This is a genomic window from Martelella alba (genome assembly GCF_006516955.1).
In the GTDB taxonomy this organism is placed as follows: Bacteria; Pseudomonadota; Alphaproteobacteria; order Rhizobiales; family Rhizobiaceae; genus Martelella; species Martelella alba.
This window is the reverse complement of sequence record NZ_VHLG01000001.1, coordinates 541473-566552: the sequence shown is the minus strand read 5'-3', so window position 1 is coordinate 566552 and position 25080 is coordinate 541473. Positions and strand designations below refer to the sequence as shown.

Genomic DNA, 25080 nt, shown 5'->3' with positions numbered 1-25080 from the left:
CGAATATCATGAATGGAGAGAAGAATGACGCATCATAAATTGCCGGCCACGCCCGAAACGGTGCATTGGGGCTATTTCAGCAAACGAATTGCGCCGGTCCTGACCATAGAATCCGGAGACACCGCAACGATCGACACGATCACCCATCACGCCAATGATGATTATGACCGCATGATCAGGGGCGATGCTGAAGCTGAGGCGATCTATCACTGGACCAGTACGGAAAAGGCTGTTTCCAGGCGCGGTGCCGGTCCCGAGAGCGGTCCTTTTGAGCACGGGCCGGGCGAGGGGCTGGGGGTTCATCTTCTCACCGGACCGATCGCCATTGATGGTGCCGAACCCGGCGACGTGCTCGAAGTGCGCATTCTCGACATCTATCCGCGGCCGAGCGCCAATCCGGAATTTGCAGGGCGTTTCTTCGGTTCCAACCCTTCTGCCAACTGGGGCTATCAATATCAGGATCTTATCGAGGAGCCGAAGCCGCGCGAAGTCGTGACGATCTATGAGCTGAACATGGCCGAACCGGCGCATGTTTCGGCCGTATACTCCTATGTCTGGACACCGCAGACAGATCCCGATGGCATTGTTCACCCCGTGATCGATTATCCCGGTGTCCATGTCGACCATGCGACGATCACGAAGAAGGAAGATGTCCTGAAGGGCATTTCGGTGCCTGCCCGGCTGCATTTTGGAACGATGGGACTGGCACCGGCCGAGGCGGATTTCGTCAGCACCATTCCGCCAAGCTATACCGGCGGCAACATGGATGACTGGCGCATCACCAAGGGCGTCAGGATGTTTTATCCGGTCTCGGTCGATGGTGCATTGTTCTCGGTCGGGGATGCCCATGCGACCCAGGGTGACAGCGAGCTTTCCGGCACGGCCGTCGAGATTTCCATGACCGGGAAATTCGAATTCATCCTGCACAAGAAAAGCGATCTTGCCGGCACCATCATGGAAGGGCTCACCCATCCGCTGCTGGAAAATAACGATGTCTGGGCGGTATTCGGCTTCAGCGTTACCAATTATCTCGCTGAACTTGGCGCCAATCACCAATATGAGATCCTGACCAGCTCGAGCCTCGACAATGCGATGCGCGATGCCTTCAGGAAATTGCGCCGGTTCTTGATGACGGTGCATGATCTGAGCGAGGACGAGGCGATTTCGCTGATGTCGATCGCCGCTGACTTTTCGGTAACCCAGGTGGTTGACGCCAATTGGGGCGTGACCGGATCGATCCGAAAGAGCCTTTTTCCATGCTCTTGAGACCGGGACTGGCTTTTCACTCTTCGCCCGTGCAGTATGATCCGATCGACGCTTGTGAGGCGTCGATCACCAACAGCACGGATGAAAGGATGAATGTCAGGCAATTCATAGCCGAGTCATATCCGCAGGATGTTCGCAGCGAAGCGTGGCGCGCGTTGCTGGCGGAATTCAATCTGCATTCGGTTCGTCTCGATGGTGCCCAGGACAGCTATTCCAATGCCGTGCTGCGTGGCGATGGTGATGGCGTTATCGTCGGCCGCCTGGTGGCTGGCTCACAGATCCTGTCATGCATTCCCAAGCGCAGCCGCATGTTGATGGGCATCATCCCGCTCGATGAGAGCTTCGAGGTTGTGAGCGACGGTCTGACACGTGAGGTCGGTGCCGGCCAGCTCGTCGTGCTGCAGATGGATCGCCCCTGGGAGGCCCGGGTTTACACCAATGTTCGTATGGCCGTCTTTGCTATTTCGGATGCCGTCTTGCAGCGGCGCGGTGCCGCCTGGGTCCCGTTTTCGGATCCGCGCTGTTTCGACTGCACCGGGCTGGCGGCGGTCTTCATCCGCGCGATGGAAAGTGCCGTTGCTGAAATGGAGCGCCTTTCCAATGCCGAATGGCAATCAGTCGAACAGTTTGTCGCCGATCTCTTTGTGAGCATGGTGGTGGAGGCGGAGGCTGCCGACAAGCCGGCAACGCCCAGCCTGGCGGCGCTTTTCAACCGGGTTACGCTCAGCATCGAAAAGCGTATTCATGATGCGGAACTGACCGCCGCCAAGGTTGCCCGTGCGGAGGGAATTTCCGAGCGCTATCTGCAGAAACTGTTTGAGCAGAACGGTGAGAGTTTTGCGCATTATCTGAAAGAAAGGCGGCTGCAGCGCGCCCGCGCGGCTCTGGTGACGCCGGGTGATCTGCGTCTGCCGGTGGCCGAGGTCGCCTATAATTGCGGTTTTGGTGACGCCGCCAATTTCAGCCGCATGTTCAAGGAACGTTTCGGTTTGCCACCTGGCGCCTTTCGGTCGCAATATCTCGATCGTTTTGCGGACGGTGCCAGTATTGAGCAACGCGGCTGGCCGGTGAAGGCGCTGGCGGGCAAGAAGCAAGCGTCAAAACCTGCAACTCAGGCTGCAATCGTCAACGAGGCCGCGACCAATGAGACTGCGGATTGCGGCCGGCATCACCATCTGGCCGTCAATGCGTCGCGGGTTCACTGGGGCTATTTCAGCCGGTCGCTGAGCCCGGTGCTTGAAATCAATTCGGGCGATACGGTTGAGATCGAGACGCTCTCGCAGCATGCTTCCGACGCGCCGGATCTTATGATTGCCGGAGACAGCGCTGCGGAAGATGTTTTTCACTGGACACATGAGCGAAAGGCAGTCGACCGGCGCGGTGCCGGGCCTGTCGATGCTTCGGTTTTCGGCCGTGGCTCCGGTGAGGGATTCGGTGTTCATATCTGCACCGGGCCGATCTATGTGCGCGACGCGAGGCCGGGCGATGTGATCGAGGTCCATATCGAGGATATGGTGCCGCGTCAAAGCCTCAGTCCGGCCGGTATGGGCCGCTGTTTCGGCAGCAATGTTTCTGCCTGGTGGGGTTATCACTATTCGGAGCTGGTCAAGGAACCCAAGCAGCGCGAAAACGTCACCATTTATGAGATCTTCCCTGATGAGGGCTTTGCCGAGGCGTTGTTTTCCTATCGCTGGACGCCTCAAACCGATCCGTTCGGCGTTGTCCACCGCACATATGATTATCCGGGTGTGCCGGTCGACCGCGCATCAGTCGAGATCTGCGACCTTGCTGCGCGACGGACCCGTATTCCGCTGCGACCACATTTCGGCGTGATTGCGCTGGCGCCGCGCGAGGGCGAGTTCATCGATTCTGTGCCGCCAGCCTATTTCGGCGGCAATCTGGATAACTGGCGGCTCGGCAAGGGCGCGAGCGTGTTTCTGCCGGTCTCCGTTGCCGGGGGGCTGGTGTCGATCGGCGATCCGCATGCAGCACAGGGCGACGGCGAGCTTTCGGGAACGGCTATCGAATGTTCGATGACGGGAAGGGTGCGCATCACCCTGCACAAGAACGATTCTCGTTTCAACGATCTGACCTATCCGCTGATCGAGACGCCCGATGAATGGGTGCTTACCGGCTTCAGCCACCCGGACTATCTGGCCGAGTTCGGCGCAAAGGGGCAGGGTGAGGTCTATGCCAAATCCTCGCTCGATCTTGCCATGAAGGATGCCTTTCGCAAGGCGCGGCGTTTCCTGATGGGGCGCCACGGTCTCAGCGAGGACGAGGCGATCGCGGTCATGTCAGCAGCGGTGGATTTCGGTGTCACACAGGTCGTCGATGGCAATTGGGGCATTCATGCGATCATTCGCAAGGCGATGTTCGACAGCGGGAAGGAATAGGCGATGCAGTTTCATATGATCAAGGGTGGCCCGCGGCCGGTTGCTCCCTTCAGTCATGCCGTTGAGAGTGATGGATTTGTCTTCGTTACCGGCCAGATGCCGGATACGCCAGAAATGCCGGGCCGTCTGCCGGACGGGATCGAAGCCCAGACAGACAATGTCATGGCCAATCTTCAGACCGTTCTGAAAGGGCTGGGGCTCGGCCTGGAACATGTCGTCATGGCGCGGGTCTATCTCACACGTTTCAAGGAGGACTATGCCGCCATGAATGCTGCCTATCGACGCTACTTCCCGCAAGATCGCCTTCCGGCGCGAACCTGTGTCGGTGTGACGGGGCTTGCCTATGACGCGCTGATCGAGATCGATTTTGTCGCGCGGCGGCCAAGCTGACCTTCCGGAGCCCATGTTCGCGCTTGCGGCGTGTCAGCTTGCCGGGGACTGCCGGTTGCGATGCTTGCCTTCTTCATCCGGAAGAAGGATGATCCGGCAATGAACGAGAACCTAGCTGAACCTCATTCGGTCGACGACTGCAGCCTTAGCGGTGCTGTTCTGTCGGGCAGCCTGAGCCATCAATCGGAAAAGCCTGGCATCCAATGAGTGCGCTTGCAGCCTATGCCGGCCTGTTTCTGACCGCGCTGATCGCGGCCACCATCCTGCCCATGCAATCAGAAGCCGCGCTTGCGGGTCTCATTATCACAGGCAAGTTCCCGGTCTGGGCGCTTGTTCTGACGGCAAGCATCGGCAACATAATCGGGTCTTTGATAAATTGGTGCCTTGGTCGCGGGATCGAGCGGTTTCGCGACCGGCGCTGGTTTCCTGTCAGTCCGGCGGCTCTGGCGCGGGCGCAGAACTGGTATCAGCGCTATGGCAAATGGTCACTGCTTTTGAGCTGGGCACCGGTCATCGGCGATCCGATAACCGTGGTGGCCGGTGTGCTGCGCGAGCCGCTTGCGACCTTCACGCTCCTTGTCACGCTTGCCAAGGTCGGCCGCTATATCATCATCGCCGTGGCTGTTGTAAGCGCGATATGACATTGAACCTTACGCGACTCTGTGGAACGGGCTATAGGCGGGACAGAACTATCGCGAATATCTGTCTGGCATTCAGAAACAATCGGACGCCTCTGGAGCAGGTCAGATTGGTGGGGAGTTGAAAATGAAAGCGATGCTTTTTGAGCTTTTCGAAAAAGCGCCAGAGATTGTTGATGTGCCGGATCCATCGCCCAGCAATGACGGTGTCGTTATCAAGGTGAGCGCGACGGGCTTGTGTCGCAGCGACTGGCACGGATGGATGGGGCATGACCCGGATATCCGGCTGCCCCATGTCCCTGGCCATGAATTTGTTGGCGAAGTGGTTGCGACAGGAAGCCGGATCCAGAGCTTCAAAGCCGGTGACCGCGTCACGGTGCCTTTCGTTTCCGGTTGTGGGCATTGCGCTGAATGTCATTCCGGGAACCAGCAGGTCTGCCCCAACCAGTTCCAGCCCGGTTTTACGCATTGGGGCTCCTTTGCCGAATATGTCGCGATCGATTTTGCCGAGACGAATCTGGTGAAGCTTCCTGACGCGGTTGATGATGTCACCGGCGCAAGTCTTGGATGCAGGTTTGCAACCTCGTTCCGGGCCGTCGTTGATCAGGCAAAAACCCGGCCCGGAGAATGGGTTGCTGTTCATGGCTGCGGCGGTGTCGGCCTGTCGGCAATCATGATCGCGACGGCGCTGGGGGCAAATGTTGTCGCGGTCGATATTTCCGACGAGAAACTGGCCTTTGCAAAGGAATGCGGCGCGGTTGCAGGTGTGAATTCGCTGAAGGTCGCTGATACGGTCGAAGCGATCCGCGACATCACGCGCGGCGGGGCCCATGTTTCCATCGATGCGCTTGGGAGCCCGGCGACCTGCTTCAATTCGATCCAGAATTTGCGGCGCCGGGGCCGGCATGTGCAGGTCGGGCTGATGCTTGGCGCGCAGTCTACGCCGAAAATTCCAATGGCGCAGGTCATCGGACACGAGCTGGAGATCTATGGCAGTCATGGCATGCAGGCCTGGCGCTACGATGCCATGCTGGACATGATTGCGACCGGCAAGGTGCAGCCGCAAAAGCTGATCGGCCGGCATATCTCGCTTGATGAAGCCGTGCCGCTTCTCACCGCGATGGATAAATCGCAGGATATCGGCATCAGCGTCATCGACCGGTTCTAGTTGTATTCTGGGAGGCGGGAAGCTCGCATGCCGAGGCGGGTTGCCAATTGCGAGATTGCTCTTGCCAAAGCAGAGGAAACATCAGAGCCTGTTGCAATATGATGAAACGACAGGGCAACGACTGATACGATCTTGAAGGACGAATTCTCAGACAGTCTGTCATTGCCACCGCGTAATGCCTTGAAATTGCTTGCCAGACCGGAAATTGAGCAGCGGCTTGCTTCCGGTCTTGAGGGGCAGATCGTTCTTATTCAGGCGCCGGCCGGTTACGGCAAGACCGAGCTTATGGCCAAACTGTTTCGCACCGCCGGGCGGCGCGGGCGCGAGGCTCTCTGGCTTGCCTTGAGGCGCGATGATCAGGCTGAGGACATCAGACAACGGATTGATGCCTTTCTCCGCCATACGGTGAAAGGCGCAGGTGAAGCACTTGCCTCCACGGCGGTCTCGAAGCAAGTGGTCGAGATCTATTTTGATAATGCTGAGAAGGTGGAAACGCCCGCAGTGCTGGCCTGGCTCTTCGATCAGCTGCCGGATCATATCAGGATTACCATAGCCGGTCGGCGGTTACCCGATCTTCCCCTGTCGCGCCTGCGCATGCGCGGGCTTTTGAGCGAACTGGGGGCGCAGCATCTGCAGTTTTCCCGAAGCGAGAGGCGGCAGTTGCTTGGCGCGTGGCTGACGGCGTCCGAGCTGGACAGGATCGGCGAGACACTGGGGGGCTGGCCGGCGCTGAACCGTCTGGCCCTCAGCGAATTGGAGCGTGGCGTGCGTGGGCTTGAGCGCTCTGCTTTGATTGAGGGGGAATCTCGCGTCTATCGTGAATTTCTGCATGAGGAGGTGTTTCCCTCTCTCGATGAGGTGGAGAGCCGGGTTCTCAGCGCCGTTGAAGGGATCGAGAATTTTACCCTGAAGATCGCGTCTGCCCTGGCTGAACTGCCCTATGATTACGCGACTTTGCGAAAGATCGAAAAACTGGCACCGCTGATTGAGACGGAGGAGCAGAATGCCGGCTGGTTTCGGCTGTCAACGGTTGTTGCGCGTGCTCTGGAAATTCAACATGGCGGCGAAACGGCGGAGAAACGCAAGGCGCGTCATATTCACGCCGCCCGGCTATTCGCGGAAAATGGCAATCTGGCCAAGTCTGTACTGCATTCTTCCATTGCCGGTGAATATGAACTGGCGGTCAGAACGATCGAGCATGCAGGGGGCGTCGAGCTTTTCCTGAGAGCCGGCTATACCGTGCTGCGCGGTATTATTCGTGCGGTTCCCCATCAGGTCGTTCTCAAGACCCCTTCATTGCGGCTATGCCGCGCCGTGATGCTGGGCAAGACCGGAAAAATTACCGAAGCGCGCGATGTCCTGAATGCCCTTCTGGATGACACGCGGCAAGGACGGATTCCTGCCAGTGAAAACTGGGTGGGGATGCTACGCCACATCGACAGCCTCAATGAGGTCTATGAAGATCGCGCCATGGATATGGCCGGTATTGCCCGATTGCGTGAAGAAGCCAAGGGGGAACGCAAGGAAAATACCTGGCGGCTTGGCTGGATCTATAACCATCTTGCCACCTGCTACACGCGTATGGGGGATCTGCCATCCGCCAGGGAGACAGCAGAGCGCGGGCTGGCCCTCTATCAGGAGGAGGGGTCGACCTATCCTCAGGCCTTCATGTTTATCCATCTGGGCTTTATCAGCATGCTGGATAACAATTGTCTCAAAGCGCTTGAATATCTCGATAAAGCCTTCGCAATCATCCACGGGCAGTACTGGAATGACGCCAATCTGCTGGCGATTGCCGATGTGCCTTTGGCCGCAATCCGCTATCGCCAGGGCAATGTGAGTGAAGCAGGCAAGTTGATGCAACGCGATCTCGCGATCATGGAGCGCGGCGAAGGCTGGGTTGATTTCTATGTGGAGGCCTATGGGGTTCTGGCAAGATCACGTTTCACCGAAGGGGCCGAAGCTGCTGCCCATGAGGTGATTGACAGCGGTCTTGCTCTTGCACAGGCACGCGATCTGCCGCGCCTGAGGCAGTCGCTTTTCGTTTTGAGATGTGAGTTGCAGACCCGCGCAGGCATGCTGGATGCTGCGGAGGCCACGGCCCAGCATTGGCCGGCAATATCGGACGGCTCTGCCTGGCCGACCCATCGGGAGTGGTGGGACGCACGCCTTGCTATCGGGCGGCTGCGGCTGCGTCAGGACCGGCTGGAGGAGGCGCAGATATTGCTGGAAGGGCTGGTGTCGGACATGCGCGCTGCGCGAAGGGCCGAACATCTGATGCGCGCGCAACTGCTTCTGACGGAGCTTTACGCCCGGACCGGCGATGACGATGCGGCGATCACCGCATTGGGAGAGGTGGCGGCACTGGCGTTTCCGGCCGGTCTGGTACAGCAATATCGTGACGAGGGGCGGCCGCTTGCCGAGACCATCCGCAAAATGGTTCGCCGTGTCGGATTGAGCCGGATGGGGCACAGGACGGCGCAATATCTGGCGGCTGTCGTGATCCCCGAAGTCCGTCGCGTGCCGCGCGGAGGACTGCTCAGTCACCGGGAAGTCGAGGTCCTGTCGCTTCTGGCCGAGGGGCTGCCGAACAAGGCCATTGCCCGCCGGCTCAATGTTGGTGAGCCGACGGTCAAATTCCATCTGAAAAACCTGTTTTCCAAACTGGGCGTTTCCCGGCGCGCATTGGCCGTGTCGGTGGCGCGCCAGAGCGGCCTTATATCTCAGGAGCCGCCAAGCGGTTCATAGGCTGCATCAATGTGAAAGGCCGAAGGACCGAAAACGGCCAGCGCTTCTGGCGTTCGCATGATCTCCGGGACCCGGATACCGAGGATGTTGACGCGTTGGCCATAGCGCAGGCGTTCTGTCGGGATGGCCTCGGCCGTGTCTATGTCCAGCACACAGATCAGGTCCGGAACAACGGCCAGGACTTTGCCGTCGCGTTCCAGCAGAAGGTTCTCGTTTTGAATGCGAATGGCATAGGGCTGCCCTTCATCGAATGGCGCAATCGTGACAATGCCGACGGACCAGCCATTTTCCACCTTGCGTTCGATGTCGACGACCTTGCCGGAACCAAGCAGTTCGGCGTGGCCGTAATGGGTCGTCTTGAGGAAGTCGATCAGCGATGCCACAGGCAACTGCTTTGCCTGCTTGGCCTGGCGAATGACGCGGCCGATATCCTGCGCCAGCGACATGGTCGCGGGGACTGACACACGTTTGGCCGTTCTGCCATCCATCGGATAATTGACCAGGCTGACCTGACCACCCATGCGGATACATACGCCACGGGCCAGAAATTCGGCCTTGGCTGCATCTTCCGTTTCAACCATTGCGAGATTGCCACGTTCATCTGCCATGGCAACCGGTGCCGCTTTCACCCCATAAACATGAAATGTTTCCATTTCGAGCTGGGGGAATGCGCGTCCCATGCCATCGGCATCGACCAGCGGCAATCCGGTCTGGGCGGCGAGTACGATCGGCAGGCAGGAATTCAGCCCGCCGGCCTCAAATGGCATCAGCGCCTCGACCTTTTTTCCCGTCACGTCCTCGAAATGGCGCAGGGCCATCAGCATTTCATCGCCGGAGGGGACCTTTTCCAGCAGGATTGTCGGTGCACCCATGGCGCCGCAGGTGACGATCTGCGCATCATCCGGCAGTTCTTCAAGAGAAATCAGCTTGACCGGGCCATGCTGTTCAATGGCGCCACGGGCGAGAAGCTTGCCGATATAGGGGTCGCCACCGCCGCCAGTGCCAAGAACAGCTGCACCGACTGCTATGTCTTCCAGGTCTCCAGAACGGATCTCTCTCATGCCGAAAGTTCCTCGATCTTGGTGTAGGGTTCGTCAAGGCCGAAGCATTTCGGTCCGAAAACCGCCAATGCCTCAGGCGTGCGCATGATTTCCGGCACGGAAACGGAAATGACCGTGATCCGCTGACCGTATCGCAGGCCTTCCGTAGTGATCGGTTCGGCCGTTTCGCTATCCATGATGCAGATCAGATCCGGCACGATGGCGCGAACCTTGCCATCAACCCGGGCGATCAGATTTTCATTCTGGATTTCGATTTCCATGACGCTGGAATAGGGCGCAAAGCCCTCGATGCGCGCCCGGCCTACGGAAAAGCCATTCCGGGTTTCCCGCTGAATATCGGCGATCTTTCCAGAATAGATGATCGTGGCATAGCTGTAGAGCGTCTTCGGCATGAAGGCGAGGAGCGCCTCGAACGGGCTTTGATGACTGGCCTTGGCCTCGCGCAGCACCTTGCCGACCTGAATGGCCAGCGACAGCGTGCGCGGTACGGCGGTGCGTTTCACCTCAGCGCCGGACATGGCGTATTCGGCGATATAGGCTGCCCCCCCCATGCGGATGGCCACGCCACGCGACAGCCATTCCATCATCTCATTGGAGCGGGCCTCGATCAGCGTGCAGTCACCCCATTCGTTGGAAACCGCCATCGGGCAGCCTGATATGCCATAAACGCCGAAGGTCTCCATCTGCAGTTCCGGAAAGGCCCGTCCCATGCCATCGCCATCGACGATCGGCAGTCCAAGGCGCGCACCGACCAGAAGCGGGATGGTGGAATTGATGCCACCCACTTCAATCGGCATCGTGTGGGTGGCTGTCTTTCCGAGGCGCTTTTCAAGGCGCCTGAGCGACAGGATCGCCTCTTCACCGGACGGCAGTTTCTCGACCAGCACGGTCGGGGCGCCCATCATGGCTGTCGGTATGACCAGGGCATCATCGTCCAGCGTGTCGGGGTCGATCAGATCGACGGACAGCCCCTCATCAAGGCATTGCTGCACCATCTGGCGGCCGATATAGGGGTCGCCGCCACCGCCGGTGCCAAGAAAGGCAGCGCCGACAGCCAGATCCTTCAGATCCTGTGTTCCGAGCTTCATTTTGAGGCCTCCTGAAGCGCGAGATCACCCACGGCCTTGACCCTGATCCGGGTCGCGGAACCGGGAAGATAGGCAAGCGGCACTTCCTCAATGTCCATGATCTTGACCGTTTCTGCCTTCGCGCCAGCGGCAACGGCATTGGCAGAGGCTTCTGCCTTGGCTTCATTCAATACATCGTCACGCTGGCGGCCTTCCATGGCGTAGATCCGATCGACTTCCCCGCCGACCTGAGCGATCGCTGCACCAATGGCATTGGCAACGCCGGCATTTTCCGGGCGAATGACTTCGCTGGCTGAAGGGAGATCGCGAGAGATCAGCACAGAGCCACCGCCGACAAGAATGACCGGTAGTTTATCCGCCGAGGTTTTCATGCGGTCGACAGCTTCATCGACCATGCGGTGCATGGTGTCGATTGCGGTTTCGATCGTTGATTTTGGCAGATGGGCAACGCGGGAGGCATCGCCAATATCTGCCAGTCCGGCGGCAACGATGATGTCGGTGGTCGTCAGTATGTCGCCACCGAAGACCAGTGCCTTGGAGGTGATTTCATAACCGACGGAATCCGGGCCGATCCGGGCGCCGTCATCACGCACCAGCGATCCTCCGCCAAGGCCGATCGCCAGCACATCGGGCATGCGGAAATTGGTGCGAACGCCACCAATATCGACGGCGACGGCGCTTTCGCGCGGGAAACCCTGCATCAGCATGCCGACATCGGATGTCGTTCCGCCAATATCAACCACCATGGCCTCGCCAAGTCCGGCGAGGCGGGCGGCGCCACGCATGGAATTGGTCGGGCCAGATGCGAAGGTCAGGACCGGATAGCGTTCCACATGCTCCGGCGTCATGAGAGTTCCATCATTCTGGCTGATGAAGAAGGGCGCGGTGATGCCCTTGTCGCGCAAGGCCGTGCGGAAGGAATTGACCACCTTGGTGGAGAGTTCCGCGAGGCAGGCATTCATGATGGCGGCGTTTTCGCGCTCCAGAAAACCGACCCGGCCGATCTCATGGCTGAGTGAAAGTGCAACGCCGGGGCATTCCTGTTGCAGGATTTCGGCCGCCCGCAGTTCCATGACCGCTGTTACCGGCGAAAAAACCGAGGTGATGGCCGCCGATTGAATGCCGCGGGCCTTGATCTGCCGGGCAACGTCGAGAAGCCCTGCTTCATCGAGCGGGGCAATCTCGCGACCGTCGAATTCGTGACCGCCGCGCAGCATGAAGGTATGGCGGCCAAGCGTATCAGCAAGATCTGCCGGCCAGTCGGTCATCGGCGGCACGCCACGGGTGGCAGGCAGGCCAATGCGGATCGCTGCGACCTCAAGCAGGCGGCGGCGTTCGACAACGGCATTGGTGAAGTGGGTGGTGCCAATCATCACGGCTTCGATGGCTTCGGGCTTGACGCCGCTTTCTCCCATGACGATGGACAATGCCGACGCAATGCCGGAACTCACATCCTCCGTGGTCGGTGATTTGCACCCTGCAACAACGGTGTTGCCATCCAAGATGACGGCATCCGTATTCGTGCCGCCTACATCAATGCCTACGCGCATTGTGAAACCTTTCAATCGAAGACAATCGTTTTCCTGTTCCGGCGCGCAGCTATGTCGCGCCAGATGCTCTCGTTCCTGTTTTTAAATGTCGACGTTGACCCTGCGGGCTAGAGCGCTTGCCGATCCTCGCTTTGCTCCGGTCGGGGCAGGCTCTAGCCGACGGTGGTGACCGTCGGGTCGTCAGGCAGCAGTCGCGCCCTTTGTTCCGTCCAGCCGATCGTGACCTCTTCGCCCCGTGTCCAGCGTTTCAGATGCAGCTGGTTTTGCCGTTCGGCAACAATCTCCTGGCCTTCGACATCCAGCCGATAGCGAAGCATCGATCCCTGATAGGTTTCGTCTTTCACAGTGGCGGAAATGAGCGAAACGCCCTGGGCTTCAGCTTCCGGTCCCATCAGCACATTTTCGGGCCGGATGATCAGCTTTGCGGGTTTGTCCTTGGCAATGAGATGACGCGTGCTTGCCTTCAGCACCTTGTCGCGAAGACTGAAGGTCGCGATCCCATCCTGGACGTTGCGTGCCGTGACCGAAAGCACGTTGGATTGACCGATGAAGGTGGTGACGAAAAGCGTCGCCGGTTCCTCGTAGATTTGCTGCGGTGTTCCCGAATGTTCGATCTGTCCGGCGCGCATCACACCGATCCTGTCGGACATGGTCAGCGCTTCATCCTGATCATGCGTGACATAAATCGTTGTAATTCCAAGATTTTGCTGAAGTTCCTTGATCCAGAACTTCATTTCCTCACGCAGGGTCTTGTCGAGTGCTGAAAGTGGCTCGTCCAGAAGCAGGATGCGTGGTTCGGTGACCAGGACGCGTGCAAGCGCGACGCGCTGCTGCTGGCCGCCGGAGAGGTTGCGCTGAAAGCGATCGCCATAGCCACTCAGGCCAACCTGGTCGAGTGCAGCCTTGACGGATGTTTCGATTTCATCGCGCGACTTCTTTCTGAGCTTCAGGCCGAAGGCGATATTGTCGGCCACCGACATGTGCGGAAAAATCGCATAGTTTTGAAAGACAATGCCGATGTCACGCTTTTCTGGCGGCAGCGGTGTCAGGTTCTGCCCGCCGACCAGAATGCGGCCGGTTGTCGGTTTCACAAAACCCGCCACCATTCTGAGCGTGGTCGACTTGCCGCAACCCGACGGGCCGAGCAGCGCGTAGAACTCGCCTTCCTGGATATGCAGCGACAGGGAATCGACGGCAGTCGATTCGCCATAGCGCTTGGTGAGTTGTTCGAGCCGGATGTCGGACACGGAGATTAGCCTCGTTTGTCAGATGAAAATGCGGGTATGTGGGCCGCCGATGAATGGCGGCCCAGCCTGTGTCTGGCTCAGGAGCCAAAGATCTCGTTGACGGTTTCGACAATGTCGATTTCATCGGCAAGATAGGCAGACCAGTCGGGGATATGCAGCCCGTCGGTTGCGTCCGCGGTATTGGTGACGCCGAGCTTCGTCATCTTTTCGGGGATGACGGCATTCTTGTTGGTTGGGCGCATCCAGAATTCATCGGCAAAGCCAGACTGGAACTCGGGCGAGAGCATCCGGTTCAACAGCGCGAAGGCGAGCTTCTTACTGGTCGGATCTGCATATTTGCTGATCGTCTGGGTCTGGGTAAGAATGCCCTTATATTCATCCCAATAATAGAGTTCGACTGGAACGCCTTTTTCCTTCTGCAGCAGCGCTTCTGCATCGGACTGAACGGCAATGTTGACTTCGCCACGTTCGACAAGGGCAGCCATGTTTCCGGTGAAGTCGGAAATCTTCATCGGCATGGCCTTTTTCATGGCCTCATATCCCGCATCAAAATCCGTTTCTCCGCTGCCGAACTGGGCGCAGGATGCCATGAAGAACATCATCTGCAGGGTGTTGGAGGTGATGTAGGTGCCGCGCTTTCCGGCATAGTCCGGCAACCAGAAATCCTTGAAGCTCGCCGGCGTAATGCCGGCATCGGTGCGGTAGACATAGCAATAGCGCGAAAAGGCCCAGGTGATGCCGATGCCGGTCTTCATCGAGAAGTCCCAGAGCTCGGAGGTGTTGGGAACATTGGCCCTGATTTCGTCAACCGGCATGAAATAGTCGCCCGCGCCAGCCGTCTTGAACATTTCCGGCATGTTCCAGTTGTTCATCGCAAAGGGCGGGTTTTCGGGACCGGCAGCAACATATTTCGGGAACCAGGGGAAGGTGCTGTCATAGCGGACCTGGCAGTTGAAATCCTTCTGGAACTGATCAAGCACCAGCTTGTTCTGGGTTTCTTCCCAGTAACCGCCCCAGCCCGCAATGTTGAAAACCGCGCCGCCGGCATCGAAAACGCCACCGTCATAGGTCACGTCCTGCGAGAATGCGTGGTTGATGTTGAACAGGCTGACACCTGCTGTTGCCGCACCTGCCTTGAGCAGGGTGCGTCTGGTGAGGCCGTTCTTGGTAATGGTCATGCTTGTCCCTTTCTGGAGTAAGGCCGGTTATCGCCGGCTCAGCAGTTTTTTGAGGTTGGAAAGGCGCGTCGAGATAAGTGTTGAGACCGTCACCAGGCAGATGGCGAAGATGCCGGCTGCCGCGGCCGTGGGCTCAAAGGCGTAGCGAAGCGACGAGTAGATCGCCAAAGGCAGTGTCTGGAGATTTGGCGTCGACAGGAAGAGGGTGAGTTCGAACTGGCCGAAGGAAACGATGAAGGCGAAGATCGATCCGGCGGATATTCCGGGCGTGATCAACGGCAGTGTGACTTTCATGAACGCCTGAACCGGTGTTGCGCCAAGCGAGCGCGCGGCTTCTTCAACCGACAGATCGAGATCAACCAGCGACGCGGTCACTGTGGCGATCACAAAGGGCATGGTGACCAGGACATGGCCGATGATGAGGCCGGTGAGGCTTCGGGCCAGGCCGACATTCGTCCAGATGAAAAAGACATAGAGCGCAATTCCCAGGACCACACCGGGCAGGACGACCGGAAGAAAGAAGATTGCCCTGAGAAATTCACGCGACTTCGAGGTGCTGCGCGTCAGGAAAATTGAAGCCAGGGTGCCGAGAAATGTCGAGATGACCATGGTCGCAAGCGCAAGCGCAAAGGAAAGCTTGAAAGCGGGCAGGAAGGTGGGCGAAACGAAGAAGTTCCTGATCCAGCGCAGCGAGAAGCCCTGCGGGGGAAATGTCAGATAGTCTCCGGAATTCAGCCCGGCCAGCACCACGATGGCGACAGGGACCAGCAGCACGAGAAGCGCAATCGCGGCGATGACCCGGAAGGTGAAGGGGATGGGATTGACATCTTCCATCAGACGCGACCTCCGGCATTGCGACGCAGGGCCAGGATATAGAGACCCATGGCAAACAGTGATGTGATGAACAGGATGGCAGCGACGGCGGCGCCGAATTGCCAGCGCCCGACCTCGGCTATCTGCTGATAGATGTGGATCGGCAGGGTGATGACCTTCCAGCCGCCCATCAATGCCGGCACCACATAAGACGAAATCGCCAGAGCAAATACCAGCAGCGTTCCTGCGTAAACACCGGGAAGTGACAGTGGCCAGGTAATGGTGCGCATAACATGCCACCGTGAGGAGCCGAGGCTGCGGGCGGCTTCTTCAAGCGAAGGATTGATGGAACGGATCGCACCGATGAGCGACAGGATCATGAAGGGCAGGGTGACCTGTACCAGGCCGACCACAACACCGAATGCGTTATACATCAGCGGCAGCGGCTCGGAGATGATGCCGAGTGCCATCAGGCCGGAATTGATCAACCCCTTGTCGCCCATCAGCACCATCAGACCGTAAAGCCGGATCACCATGTCAAGCTGCATCGAACTCAAGACGAGAATGGTCAGCAGCGTCGCTATGCCCGGTTTCAGGGTGCGCGCGATGATGAAGGAAAGCGGATAGCCGATAACAAGGCAGACCGCAGCAACCACGGCGCCGATCCAGACCGAACGCCAGATTGCCATGTAGTACAGGGACCGGGTGAATATCCGCTCGTAGTTGTCGAGCGAAAGATGCCCCTGAAAGGTGATCTGCCCGGGCATCGCCTTGTCGAAACTCGACAGAAACAGCGACAGAACCGGAATAAGAAAAAACAGGATTATGAACAGCACCGCTGGCAGAACAAGCCACCATAGATTGGGCTTGAGCCAGGCTGGTCGTTTCGAAGCCGTCTGTGAGACCGTCACATCCGTCATGAATTCACTCCGCCGCCTTGAGCTGCAGGTCGGGCATGTCATAGCCAGGCATGGCCTTGTCCGGTGGCAGCGGGTAGGTGCGTGCGGATTGGCTGAGATTGCTTCGGACCAGCGCAGCGGCGATATTGACAGCAGTGGGGATGGGATCGATGACGGGAACATCGATGCCGCGTTGCAGCAGGCCGTCACGCACGGCCGCAGCGCAGCCGAAGAGGCCGGTGCAGCCGAAGATGATGGCGTGGGCGCCATCAAGCTCGACCGCCTTTTCTGCCTCGTCAATCAGGATCCTGCGGGTTCTGTCCATGTCTGCTTCGAGGTCTAGTACGGGAATTTCGACCGAGCGGGCTGATGCCATGCGGGAAGAAAGGCCGGCCAGCGCGGCGGCATTCTCAAACTGCGGGATCAATCGTTTCACGATGGTGATCACCGAGAATTTGTGACCGAGCATGGCAGCAATATGCATGCCGGTATTGCAGGGGCCGAGGACGGGAATGGAAACGGCTTCACGCGCTGCCTTGAGGCCGGGATCTCCCATGCAGTCAATCACACAGGCATCGACGCCTTCGCGTTCGGCCTCAATGATCCTGCGTACCGTTTCCGGCGCAGCCATCGCGCCTTCATATTCGCTCTCAATCGATGCAGGGCCTTTGGCGATCTGGCTTGCCGAGACCGTCAGACCTGCTGTTTCCAACGATTTTACGGCGGCGTCCGAGCGAAAGCCGAGCGTCGTGATCGGCGAAATAATCCGGACATGAACTGAATGAGCCACAACTGCGATCCCTGCGTTTTGTCATTTTTCTATCTGTTCAGTGTGGGTCCATGTGTGAAGTGTGAGAAGGTCTTTCACGGATAGGATTTACGCTAATTTGGGTCATTAATTTCGACGGAATGTATTGAAAATACTATCCATATGGATGGGTAAAATTAAAAAAATATAATAATAACAATTATATAAATATATATATAAATTTTGGATTTCTCTTGCGAAACCTATCCGAGGTTGCCGAGGTGCCTCTTGCCTGGACGGGGAAATGGCAACATTCTTCCGGAAAACTGATCCTGGAGCACGTGTTCATGTCTGCCGCCTTTCCCGAGCCTCGCCCTTCAATGACAGAGCGCCGCGCGCTTTTTGACAAACTCATGTCCAATACGTTGCGCGATGCACGCCGGTTTTGGCGTGCTTCCTTTACCGGGGCTGCAAAGAGCCGTGAGAACCTGCGGGCAAGAATCGCGATCGGACTGCATTTCCTGGAATACGGCCTTGCTCTTGAAGGTGCCAGACCTGGTCACGGGTTGGAAAAGGCCTTGCAGCTGGCTGCCGATATCGACACTTATGTCGACAATTTCGCTTGTGATGCCACCGTCGAAATCGCTTTGCGAACCTTGCAGAATTACCTTGCCTTCAACGCGGCAGCCGATCTGGATCTGGGGGAGATCAGCACCGTGGTCACCCGTCATATCGGGAAAGTCACCGGTGGCCTGTCGGGCGGTGTGGAAACGGTAACGGCGGATCAGATTCGCCATGATGGAATGATGGACTTTCTGAAATTCGCCGAGGCCCGGCATTCCATACGGACTTACAAGCAAGAACCCGTTCCCAAGGGGGCGATAGAGAGGGCAGTACGCTGCGCCCAGCAATCGCCCTCGTCCTGCAACCGGCAGACATGTCGTGCACGGGTATGGACCGATCCGGCTGATATTGCGAAAATTGCCGCCTTGCAAAACGGCAATCGCGGCTTTGGTGACCAACTTGGCGGTATCGCCATCATCACCTCTGATCTGGCGCATTGGGAGCACGCCCATGAACGCTATCAGGCCTGGGTTGACGGCGGGATGTTTGCCATGAGTTTCGCGTACGGCCTTCATGCTGAAGGCCTTGGGGCGGTTATGCTGAACTGGTCTGTCACCCATGATCAGGATGACAGGCTACGTCACCTGACCGGATTGCCGGAGAGTGAGCTGGTGATAACGATGGTCGGGTTCGGTGTGTTGCCGGATCAGTTGAGAGTGCCGGTGTCACAGCGCAAACCTGTCGACTATGCACTCACGCTCGATGCCCCGTTGCATTCCTCGGAGTGAGGGGGCGGGGTTTTCGGTCGCGATCGGCTCTGCTGCCTTCCGGAGCGGGCTTGCCTCGAGGGCTTGGCACCGCCGCCAGCGCGCTCCTCCATCTCGCAATGAAGCAGGGAATACACAAGACAGGCATAGTCTGACGGATCTGGTGCCTTTGCAGCGCTTGGCGAGGGGCTTGATGCGGCGGGGGATCTCTGTGAGTCGGCCCGGCCTGAAAATCAGTGCCCCTTTTTTCCCCGCCTGTTCTGCTTCGGTTCGCACCGCTCGGCAAAATAAACGAGAACCCGCAAAACAAAAAAAGCCGCCCAAAAGGCGGCTATCTCGGAAAACTTATTGTTTTCAATATGATGGCGGAGAGGAAGGGATTCGAACCCTCGATACCATCTCTGGTATACTCCCTTAGCAGGGGAGCGCCTTCGACCACTCGGCCACCTCTCCGGTTCGGCCCTGATAAGCGGTTTTGTTCTGCTGATCAAGCCATGCTCGGAGCTTTTTGCCAAAAATCTGTCACACCACTCTTGCATGTTATCCGTGTTCTGGCGTTTCATAGCAGAATATGACCTTTTTGAAGGTCTGAAGCCGGAGGCCGGGTGCGTTTTTCAGCCGGCAGTGGACAATGGCAATAGCTTCGCTCGGGAACGGGTGAGTGGAATCAGAACCGGTGCTTATTGTCGGAGTTGGCTAACGCAGTTGACGTCATTTCAGTTGTTAATCCGCTGGGATTGACCGGCGCCCGGTTAATTTCCGGCCGGCCTTGATTTGTGTCAAAAGTATAGATTTTTTATTCTGTATGATTATTTGATTTTTGGCAATTCTAGAGGGCTTTTGCTTCAGAAAAATAGTAAAAATGTCAAATTTCGCTGGACTTTATACACCTTTGGTACCATATACGAACCGTTAAATCGAAGAGCGTTGACCACGGCGTCAACCATCGACGCGATCTTAAAGGGCTTTGCCTCAGAGCTTGCGCCAGGCGCCAAAAGTTAGCTCGCAATTGCGATGGAATGCCATCGCCGGTGTTGGTGAAATGTTCAAAGTTCCGGGAATGCCCGCTTCAAAGTCGCCAATTTTTGAACCTTCAAGGTTCGCAGCGTCTCGCGCGAGTGCTCCCCTTTCCCGGTTGAAGTGTTGCGCCCCAGTCATCCTCCTCTGAGTGCAACACAGACGCCAATTTCACACCCGTACCTCTTTTACCTGTGAGGGCCTTAATCATGGATATGTATGCCAAACACACGAATGTCCACGCCGACGCCTGGGAAGGCTTCAGCGATGGGGCATGGCGCAAGAAAATCGATGTGCGCAATTTCATCCAGGAAAACTATACACCTTATGAAGGTGATTCTTCTTTCCTGGCTCCTGCGACCGAGCGCACCAAGGCATTGTGGGACGAACTCAGCGTCCTCCTGAAGAAGGAACGTGAAAAGGGCGGTGTTCTTGATGTCGCCTCGACGATCCCTTCGTCGATCACGGCACATGATGCCGGCTACATCAACAAGGACCTCGAAATCATCGTAGGTCTGCAGACGGACGCTCCTCTGAAGCGCGCCATCATGCCGAATGGCGGCCTGCGCATGGTCGAGGGTAGCCTCGAAACCTATGGCTTCAAGGTTCCTGAAGCTGTTCATGACACCTGGACCAAGTATCGCAAGAGCCACAACCAGGGTGTCTTCGACGTTTACAGCCCTGACATTCTGGCCTGCCGCAAGTCGGGCGTGATCACCGGTCTTCCGGATGCCTATGGCCGTGGCCGCATCATCGGCGACTATCGCCGTGTTGCTCTTTACGGCACGGATTTCCTGCGCGCCCAGAAGCAGGAAGAATTCCACGAACTCGACGATGCCGTCTTTACCGACAAGACCATGCAGCTGCGCGAGGAAGTCACCGAACAGTGGCGCGCTCTCGACGAACTGCGCGAAATGGCTGCCAAGTATGGCGTCGACATTTCGAAGCCAGCCCGCAACGCTCGCGAAGCCATCCAGGGCGTTTATTTCGGCTATCTCGCCGCTGTGAAGGAACAGAACGGCGCTGCTATGTCGATCGGCCGTATCTCGACCTTCCTCGACATCTACATGCAGCGTGACATTGATGCCGGCTTCATCACGGAAGAAGACGCTCAGGAGATGGTTGATGACATGATCATCAAGCTCCGCATCGTCCGCTTCCTGCGTACGCCGGAATATGACGAACTGTTCTCGGGCGATCCCGTATGGGTCACCGAATCGATTGGCGGCATGGGCGAAGACGGCCGTACGCTGGTATCGAAGAGCAGCTTCCGTTTCCTCAACACCCTTTATAACCTCGGCCCCGCACCGGAACCGAACCTGACGGTTCTGTGGAGCCCGGCTCTGCCCCAGGGCTTCAAGCACTTCTGCGCCAAGGTTTCGGCCGACACCTGCGCCATTCAGTATGAGAATGACGAACTGATGCGTCCGAAATGGGGTGATGACTATGGTATCGCCTGCTGCGTATCGTCGATGCGTATCGGCAAGCAGATGCAGTTCTTCGGCGCCCGCGCCAACCTCGCAAAGGCCCTGCTCTATGCGATCAACGGTGGCGTTGACGAAAAGAAGATGAAGGGCAAGAAGATCGCTGAAGGCCTGGAGCCGATCACCGGTGATGTTCTCGAATATGACGAAGTTGTCGAAAAGTTCGACAAGGCCATGGACTGGCTGGCAAAGACCTATGTCAAGGCTCTGAATGCCATCCACTACATGCACGACAAGTATTCGTATGAACGCATCGAAATGGCGCTGCATGATCGTGACATTCTGCGCACCATGGCTTGCGGTATCGCTGGCCTGTCGATTGCAGCTGACTCGCTGTCGGCCATCAAATATGCCAAGGTTGAAGTCATTCGTGACGAAACCGGTCTTGCCGTTGACTACAAGATCACCGGCGATTTCCCGGCCTTCGGCAACAATGACGACCGTGTTGACTCGATCGCAGCATGGCTGGTTGAAACCTTCATGAACAAGGTCAAGGCTCAGCCGTATTTCTATCGCGATGCAATGCCGACCCAGTCGATCCTGACGATCACCTCGAACGTGGTCTATGGCAAGAAGACCGGCAACACACCGGATGGCCGTCGTGGTGGCGAACCTTTCGCACCGGGCGCAAATCCGATGAACGGTCGCGACAAGAAGGGCTTTGTGGCCGCAGGCGCTTCGCTTGCCAAGCTGCCCTATGACGCTGCCCTTGACGGTATCAGCTGGACTGCTTCGGCAACGCCGGGCAGCCTTGGCCACACCGAAGAGGAACGTGTTGCCAACCTGTCGAATTGCCTTGACGGTTACACGGCTGCCGGTGGCTTCCACGTCAACGTTAACCTGTTGAACCGCGAAACCCTGCTTGACGCCATGGATCATCCTGAGAAATATCCTCAGCTGACCATCCGCGTTTCGGGTTACGCTGTGAACTTCATCAAGCTCACGAAGGAACAGCAGCTCGACGTGATCAACCGTACCTTCCACACCTCGATGTAAGGAAGACCTGAAAAATGCATGAACGCGTTCCCGTTTCGAAAAAGCCCGCTGGCGTCCATATGGACCTCGACCATGGTTTCCTCCATTCCGTCGAGACAGGTGGGGCGGTTGACGGACCGGGGATGCGTTTTGTGTTTTTCATGGCCGGTTGCCAGTTCCGCTGTCTTTACTGCCACAACCCGGATACCTGGAAGCTTCACAATGGCCGAAAGGTCGATGTTGAAGATATGCTCAAGGAAGTCCGCCCCTATGCGGGCTTCCTGAAATTTGCCGGAGGCGTGACCTTTTCCGGCGGTGAGCCCATGATGCAGGCCCCCTTTGTCGGCAATGTCATGAGCCACATCAAGAAGGAGATGGGGCTGCATATCGCGCTTGATACGCAAGGCTATCTCCACGAAGCGGTCGATGATGAATGGTTCGACAATGTCGATCTCGTCATGCTCGACATCAAGCATATAGATCCTGAAAAATATCACGCACTGACGGCACAGCCGCTGCAGCCAACCCTCGATTTTGCCCAGAGGCTGAAGCGTCTCGGCAAAAAGACATGGATCCGTTATGTCTTCGTTCCGGACCTGACCGATGATCCCGAAGACGTTGCCAAGATGGCCGATTATGTCGCTTCTCTCGGTGCGATTGTCGAGCGCGTCGAGGTTCTGCCGTTCCATCAGATGGGTGTTTCCAAATGGGATGCACTCGGCATGGAATATACGCTGCGTGATACCCGCACCCCGACCAATGAGGAAGCCGAGGCCGCACGCGATGTGTTCCGCGCCCGCGGTCTGGTTGCTGCCTGAGCCATCCCTGTTTTGCCCGGAAACGCTTCCGGCCCGTCGGCAAGTCAAAAAAAGGCCCGGTCACCACATGGTGCACGGGCCTTCGTTGTTTGAGCGTAGCTTCGGCTGTTACTGCCGGCCGTTGACGAGATCGTAGGCGATGTTGGAGGGTTCGCCGAGGCGGGCCTTGTAGACTTCGTAATTTTCCATCACACGCTGAACATAATTGCGCGTTTCGGGATAGGGGATGCTCTCGATCCAGTCGACGACATCATCCAGAGACTGCCCGCGCGGGTCGCCAAAACGGTCAATCCATTGGGGAACGCGGGCCGGGCCGGCATTATAGGCGACGAAGGTCAGCACATAGGAGCCGCCGAAACGGTCAATCTGCTCGCCGAGATAATGAGCGCCAAGCGTGGCATTATAGCCAGCATCACTGGTGAGCTTCGCCTTGGAATAGGCGATCCCATTGGTTGCCGCGACCTTCTTGGCCGTCGATGGCAGAAGCTGCAGCAGGCCGCGTGCATCGGCTGCTGAAACGGCCTGCGGATTGAAGGCGCTTTCCTGGCGTGCAATCGCATAGGCGAGCGCCTTGCCCGAGCCGGAGATATTCGCCGTATCGGGGATGACGCCGGTCGGGAAAGCCAGCGCCGCGACATCCATGCCGCGGGCATAGGCGATCTTGCCGATCTGCAGCGACAGCTGGTAGCTGCGGTCGGTTTCCGCGCGGTAGCACAGAATGGCGACTTCGCCCGGCGTGTTGAGCTGATAGGCGAGCGAAAGATAGAGGCTGTCTGCCTTGGCGCTATAGCCGATGCTTTCGAGCCGCTTGATTGCCTGAACAGCCGGTATCTTCTCAAAGTTGGCGCGATCGGCCTGGGTTGGTGAGGGATAGACCACCTGCAACTGCTTCTGGCCGAGCTTTTGAAGAGAAAGCTGGCCATAGAAGGTCGTCGCGTAAGATGCTGACTTCTGGTAGTAGGATTTCGCGCTTCCCGGTCCGCCGGCCTCAGCGGCCCGTCCCATCCAGTAATAGGCGCGGGCCTGCGAGATCGGCGAATCGGAGCCGGCGGCGATCTGCTGGAAATAGGGCATGGCCAGCTTGCCGTTATTCAGGCCGCGCAGCGCATACCAGCCGGCATGAAAATCGGCGTCGAGCCGGTCCAGGCGGTCTTCCGGCATGGCATCGGCGACAATCGCATAGGCCTGCTTGGGTTTGCCGTCTTCATAGAAATCGCGGCTGACGATCCGCTGCTCGTCCCACCATTGGTCGGGATTGACCAGCGCCGCTTGATTTTTCGGCATCTTCTTCAGCAGCTTCGCCGCCGTATCCATCTGGTTCTGGGTACGGGCATAACGGATCTGGATATAGAGGAAGCCAGGGTCAGAATACCAGGAGCGGTCAACCGCCTTGATCAGTGCTCCGGCATTGCTGCTGCCGCGGATCACGGCAGCCCAGGCCTTGTAGAACGATTGGGCATTGCCAAGCTGGGAGAAGCGTTCTGCCTGGGTCGCGCGGTCACGATAGAGCAGATAGACCATGCGCTCCTTGTTGTCCTCACGCGTCAGGAGTGAGCCAAATTCGCCAAGGATCCGGTTTTCCGTGCTGGTGTCGAGCGCCCAGCTTGTCCAGATACGGGCAAGCGTTGAATGGGCTCTCTTCGTGTCTCCGGTCGCCAGATAGGCGCGGGTCAGCAGGATCGTCCCGTCAGAGGTTTCCGGCAGTGAATTGCCGAAAGCGGCGATTACGGCACGCGGATCGGGATTTTCGCGATAGAGCGCATGTTCGGAATAGGCGCGCAGCGACGACAGGCCAGGCCAGCCCTTCAGCTCCTGCTGCGCAGCGGCAATTTCGGAGGAGGGGACATCATTATCGCCGGATGTGGCGATGGCCCAGCTCAGGATCTGGTGGTCGAGTGAGGCGGGTGAGATCCGGTTGCGGATCTGGATCGCCTTGGCCCCGTCGCCATCGCTCAGCGCATCCATGCCCTGTTTCAGAAGCGAGGTCGAAGCAGGCGTGGTCAGGCCAGGAGAGATGGCTCCCGTTACCTCGTAGGAAAGCGCAGCTGCCGAGGTGTGACGCCCCGGCTTCTGGTAGGGAATCGGTGCTACGGCTGGAAAATCCTGCGCCGCGAACACTGGTGCGGTCATGCTTGCAATCGTTGCAGTAACCGAAAGCACTTTCAAAATTTTGGTCATTCGATCTTTCCGAGGTCGAAATGCACGTCAGATTGTACCATTTTCAGATGCCGGAGTTAATATCGCCTTAACCTTTGCTTCAGTTTC

At 57.8% G+C, this 25080-nt stretch carries 18 protein-coding genes and 1 tRNA gene; 9 read left to right on the top strand and 10 right to left on the bottom strand.

What is annotated here, in order from left to right; all coding sequences use genetic code 11:
* Positions 1-24: 24 nt before the first annotated feature.
* From FJU08_RS02595 to FJU08_RS02570, 6 genes are all read left to right on the top strand, one after another.
* Positions 25-1266, top strand: coding sequence for an acetamidase/formamidase family protein (locus FJU08_RS02595; protein ID WP_141147403.1), 1242 nt, complete (start codon positions 25-27; stop codon positions 1264-1266).
* An 89-nt stretch (positions 1267-1355) separates the two neighbouring features.
* The gene (locus tag FJU08_RS02590; protein ID WP_141147594.1) at positions 1356-3662 is read left to right on the top strand and encodes an acetamidase/formamidase family protein; all 2307 of its coding nucleotides are present in this window, start codon (positions 1356-1358) and stop codon (positions 3660-3662) included.
* Between the two features lie 3 nt (positions 3663-3665).
* Complete coding sequence (locus FJU08_RS02585; RefSeq protein ID WP_141147402.1) at positions 3666-4052, top strand: RidA family protein; 387 nt, start codon at positions 3666-3668, stop codon at positions 4050-4052.
* Positions 4053-4255: 203 nt separating this feature from the next.
* Positions 4256-4693, top strand: a complete 438-nt coding sequence (locus tag FJU08_RS02580) for a YqaA family protein (RefSeq protein WP_141147401.1) — start codon at positions 4256-4258, stop codon at positions 4691-4693.
* 124 nt (positions 4694-4817) lie between these two features.
* Positions 4818-5858 (top strand): zinc-dependent alcohol dehydrogenase family protein, encoded by a 1041-nt coding sequence (locus tag FJU08_RS02575; protein ID WP_141147400.1) that lies wholly within the window; start codon positions 4818-4820, stop codon positions 5856-5858.
* A 132-nt stretch (positions 5859-5990) separates the two neighbouring features.
* Entirely contained in the window at positions 5991-8606 is a 2616-nt protein-coding gene (locus tag FJU08_RS02570) for a LuxR C-terminal-related transcriptional regulator (protein WP_141147399.1), read from the top strand.
* On the opposite strand, the gene FJU08_RS02565 is transcribed toward FJU08_RS02570, so the two are convergent.
* The 8 genes from FJU08_RS02565 to FJU08_RS02530 all read right to left on the bottom strand — a co-directional run bounded on the left by FJU08_RS02565 (position 8582) and on the right by FJU08_RS02530 (position 17232).
* Positions 8582-9667 carry a DUF917 domain-containing protein gene (locus FJU08_RS02565; protein WP_141147398.1) on the bottom strand — a complete coding sequence of 362 codons (1086 nt, stop codon included), beginning with the start codon at positions 9665-9667 and terminating at the stop codon, positions 8582-8584. The two genes, FJU08_RS02570 and FJU08_RS02565, sit on opposite strands and share 25 nt — an antisense overlap.
* Positions 9664-10755: a DUF917 domain-containing protein gene (locus tag FJU08_RS02560; protein ID WP_141147397.1), complete on the bottom strand. Its 1092-nt coding sequence runs from the start codon at positions 10753-10755 to the stop codon at positions 9664-9666. The genes FJU08_RS02565 and FJU08_RS02560 overlap by 4 nt, the downstream gene beginning before the upstream one ends.
* A complete protein-coding gene (locus FJU08_RS02555; protein WP_141147396.1) occupies positions 10752-12305 on the bottom strand; it encodes a hydantoinase/oxoprolinase family protein in 1554 nt (517 codons plus the stop codon). The genes FJU08_RS02560 and FJU08_RS02555 overlap by 4 nt, the downstream gene beginning before the upstream one ends.
* 152 nt (positions 12306-12457) lie before the next feature.
* The gene (locus FJU08_RS02550; RefSeq protein WP_141147395.1) at positions 12458-13552 is read right to left on the bottom strand and encodes an ABC transporter ATP-binding protein; all 1095 of its coding nucleotides are present in this window, start codon (positions 13550-13552) and stop codon (positions 12458-12460) included.
* A 77-nt stretch (positions 13553-13629) separates the two neighbouring features.
* Entirely contained in the window at positions 13630-14730 is a 1101-nt protein-coding gene (locus tag FJU08_RS02545) for a type 2 periplasmic-binding domain-containing protein (protein ID WP_141147394.1), read from the bottom strand.
* Between the two features lie 27 nt (positions 14731-14757).
* On the bottom strand, positions 14758-15564 hold the full coding sequence (locus tag FJU08_RS02540) for an ABC transporter permease (protein WP_141147393.1): 807 nt from the start codon (positions 15562-15564) through the stop codon (positions 14758-14760).
* On the bottom strand, positions 15564-16463 hold the full coding sequence (locus FJU08_RS02535) for an ABC transporter permease (RefSeq protein ID WP_141147392.1): 900 nt from the start codon (positions 16461-16463) through the stop codon (positions 15564-15566). The genes FJU08_RS02540 and FJU08_RS02535 overlap by 1 nt, the downstream gene beginning before the upstream one ends.
* Before the next feature lie 4 nt (positions 16464-16467).
* On the bottom strand, positions 16468-17232 hold the full coding sequence (locus FJU08_RS02530) for an aspartate/glutamate racemase family protein (protein WP_235890554.1): 765 nt from the start codon (positions 17230-17232) through the stop codon (positions 16468-16470).
* A 371-nt stretch (positions 17233-17603) separates the two neighbouring features.
* Between FJU08_RS02530 and FJU08_RS02525 the strand changes: the two genes are divergently transcribed.
* Positions 17604-18542, top strand: a complete 939-nt coding sequence (locus tag FJU08_RS02525) for a nitroreductase family protein (RefSeq protein ID WP_181409721.1) — start codon at positions 17604-17606, stop codon at positions 18540-18542.
* Between the two features lie 342 nt (positions 18543-18884).
* On the opposite strand, the gene FJU08_RS02520 is transcribed toward FJU08_RS02525, so the two are convergent.
* A tRNA-Ser gene (locus tag FJU08_RS02520) sits at positions 18885-18974 on the bottom strand.
* A gap of 773 nt (positions 18975-19747) precedes the next feature.
* Here FJU08_RS02520 and pflB point away from each other — a divergent pair.
* Complete coding sequence (pflB, locus tag FJU08_RS02515; protein ID WP_268932107.1) at positions 19748-22018, top strand: formate C-acetyltransferase; 2271 nt, start codon at positions 19748-19750, stop codon at positions 22016-22018.
* A gap of 14 nt (positions 22019-22032) precedes the next feature.
* Entirely contained in the window at positions 22033-22815 is a 783-nt protein-coding gene (gene pflA / locus FJU08_RS02510) for a pyruvate formate-lyase-activating protein (RefSeq protein WP_141147389.1), read from the top strand.
* A gap of 108 nt (positions 22816-22923) precedes the next feature.
* Here the strand turns inward: pflA and FJU08_RS02505 are convergent, their stop codons facing one another.
* Positions 22924-24993, bottom strand: coding sequence for a lytic transglycosylase domain-containing protein (locus tag FJU08_RS02505; RefSeq protein WP_141147388.1), 2070 nt, complete (start codon positions 24991-24993; stop codon positions 22924-22926).
* Positions 24994-25080: the final 87 nt, after the last annotated feature.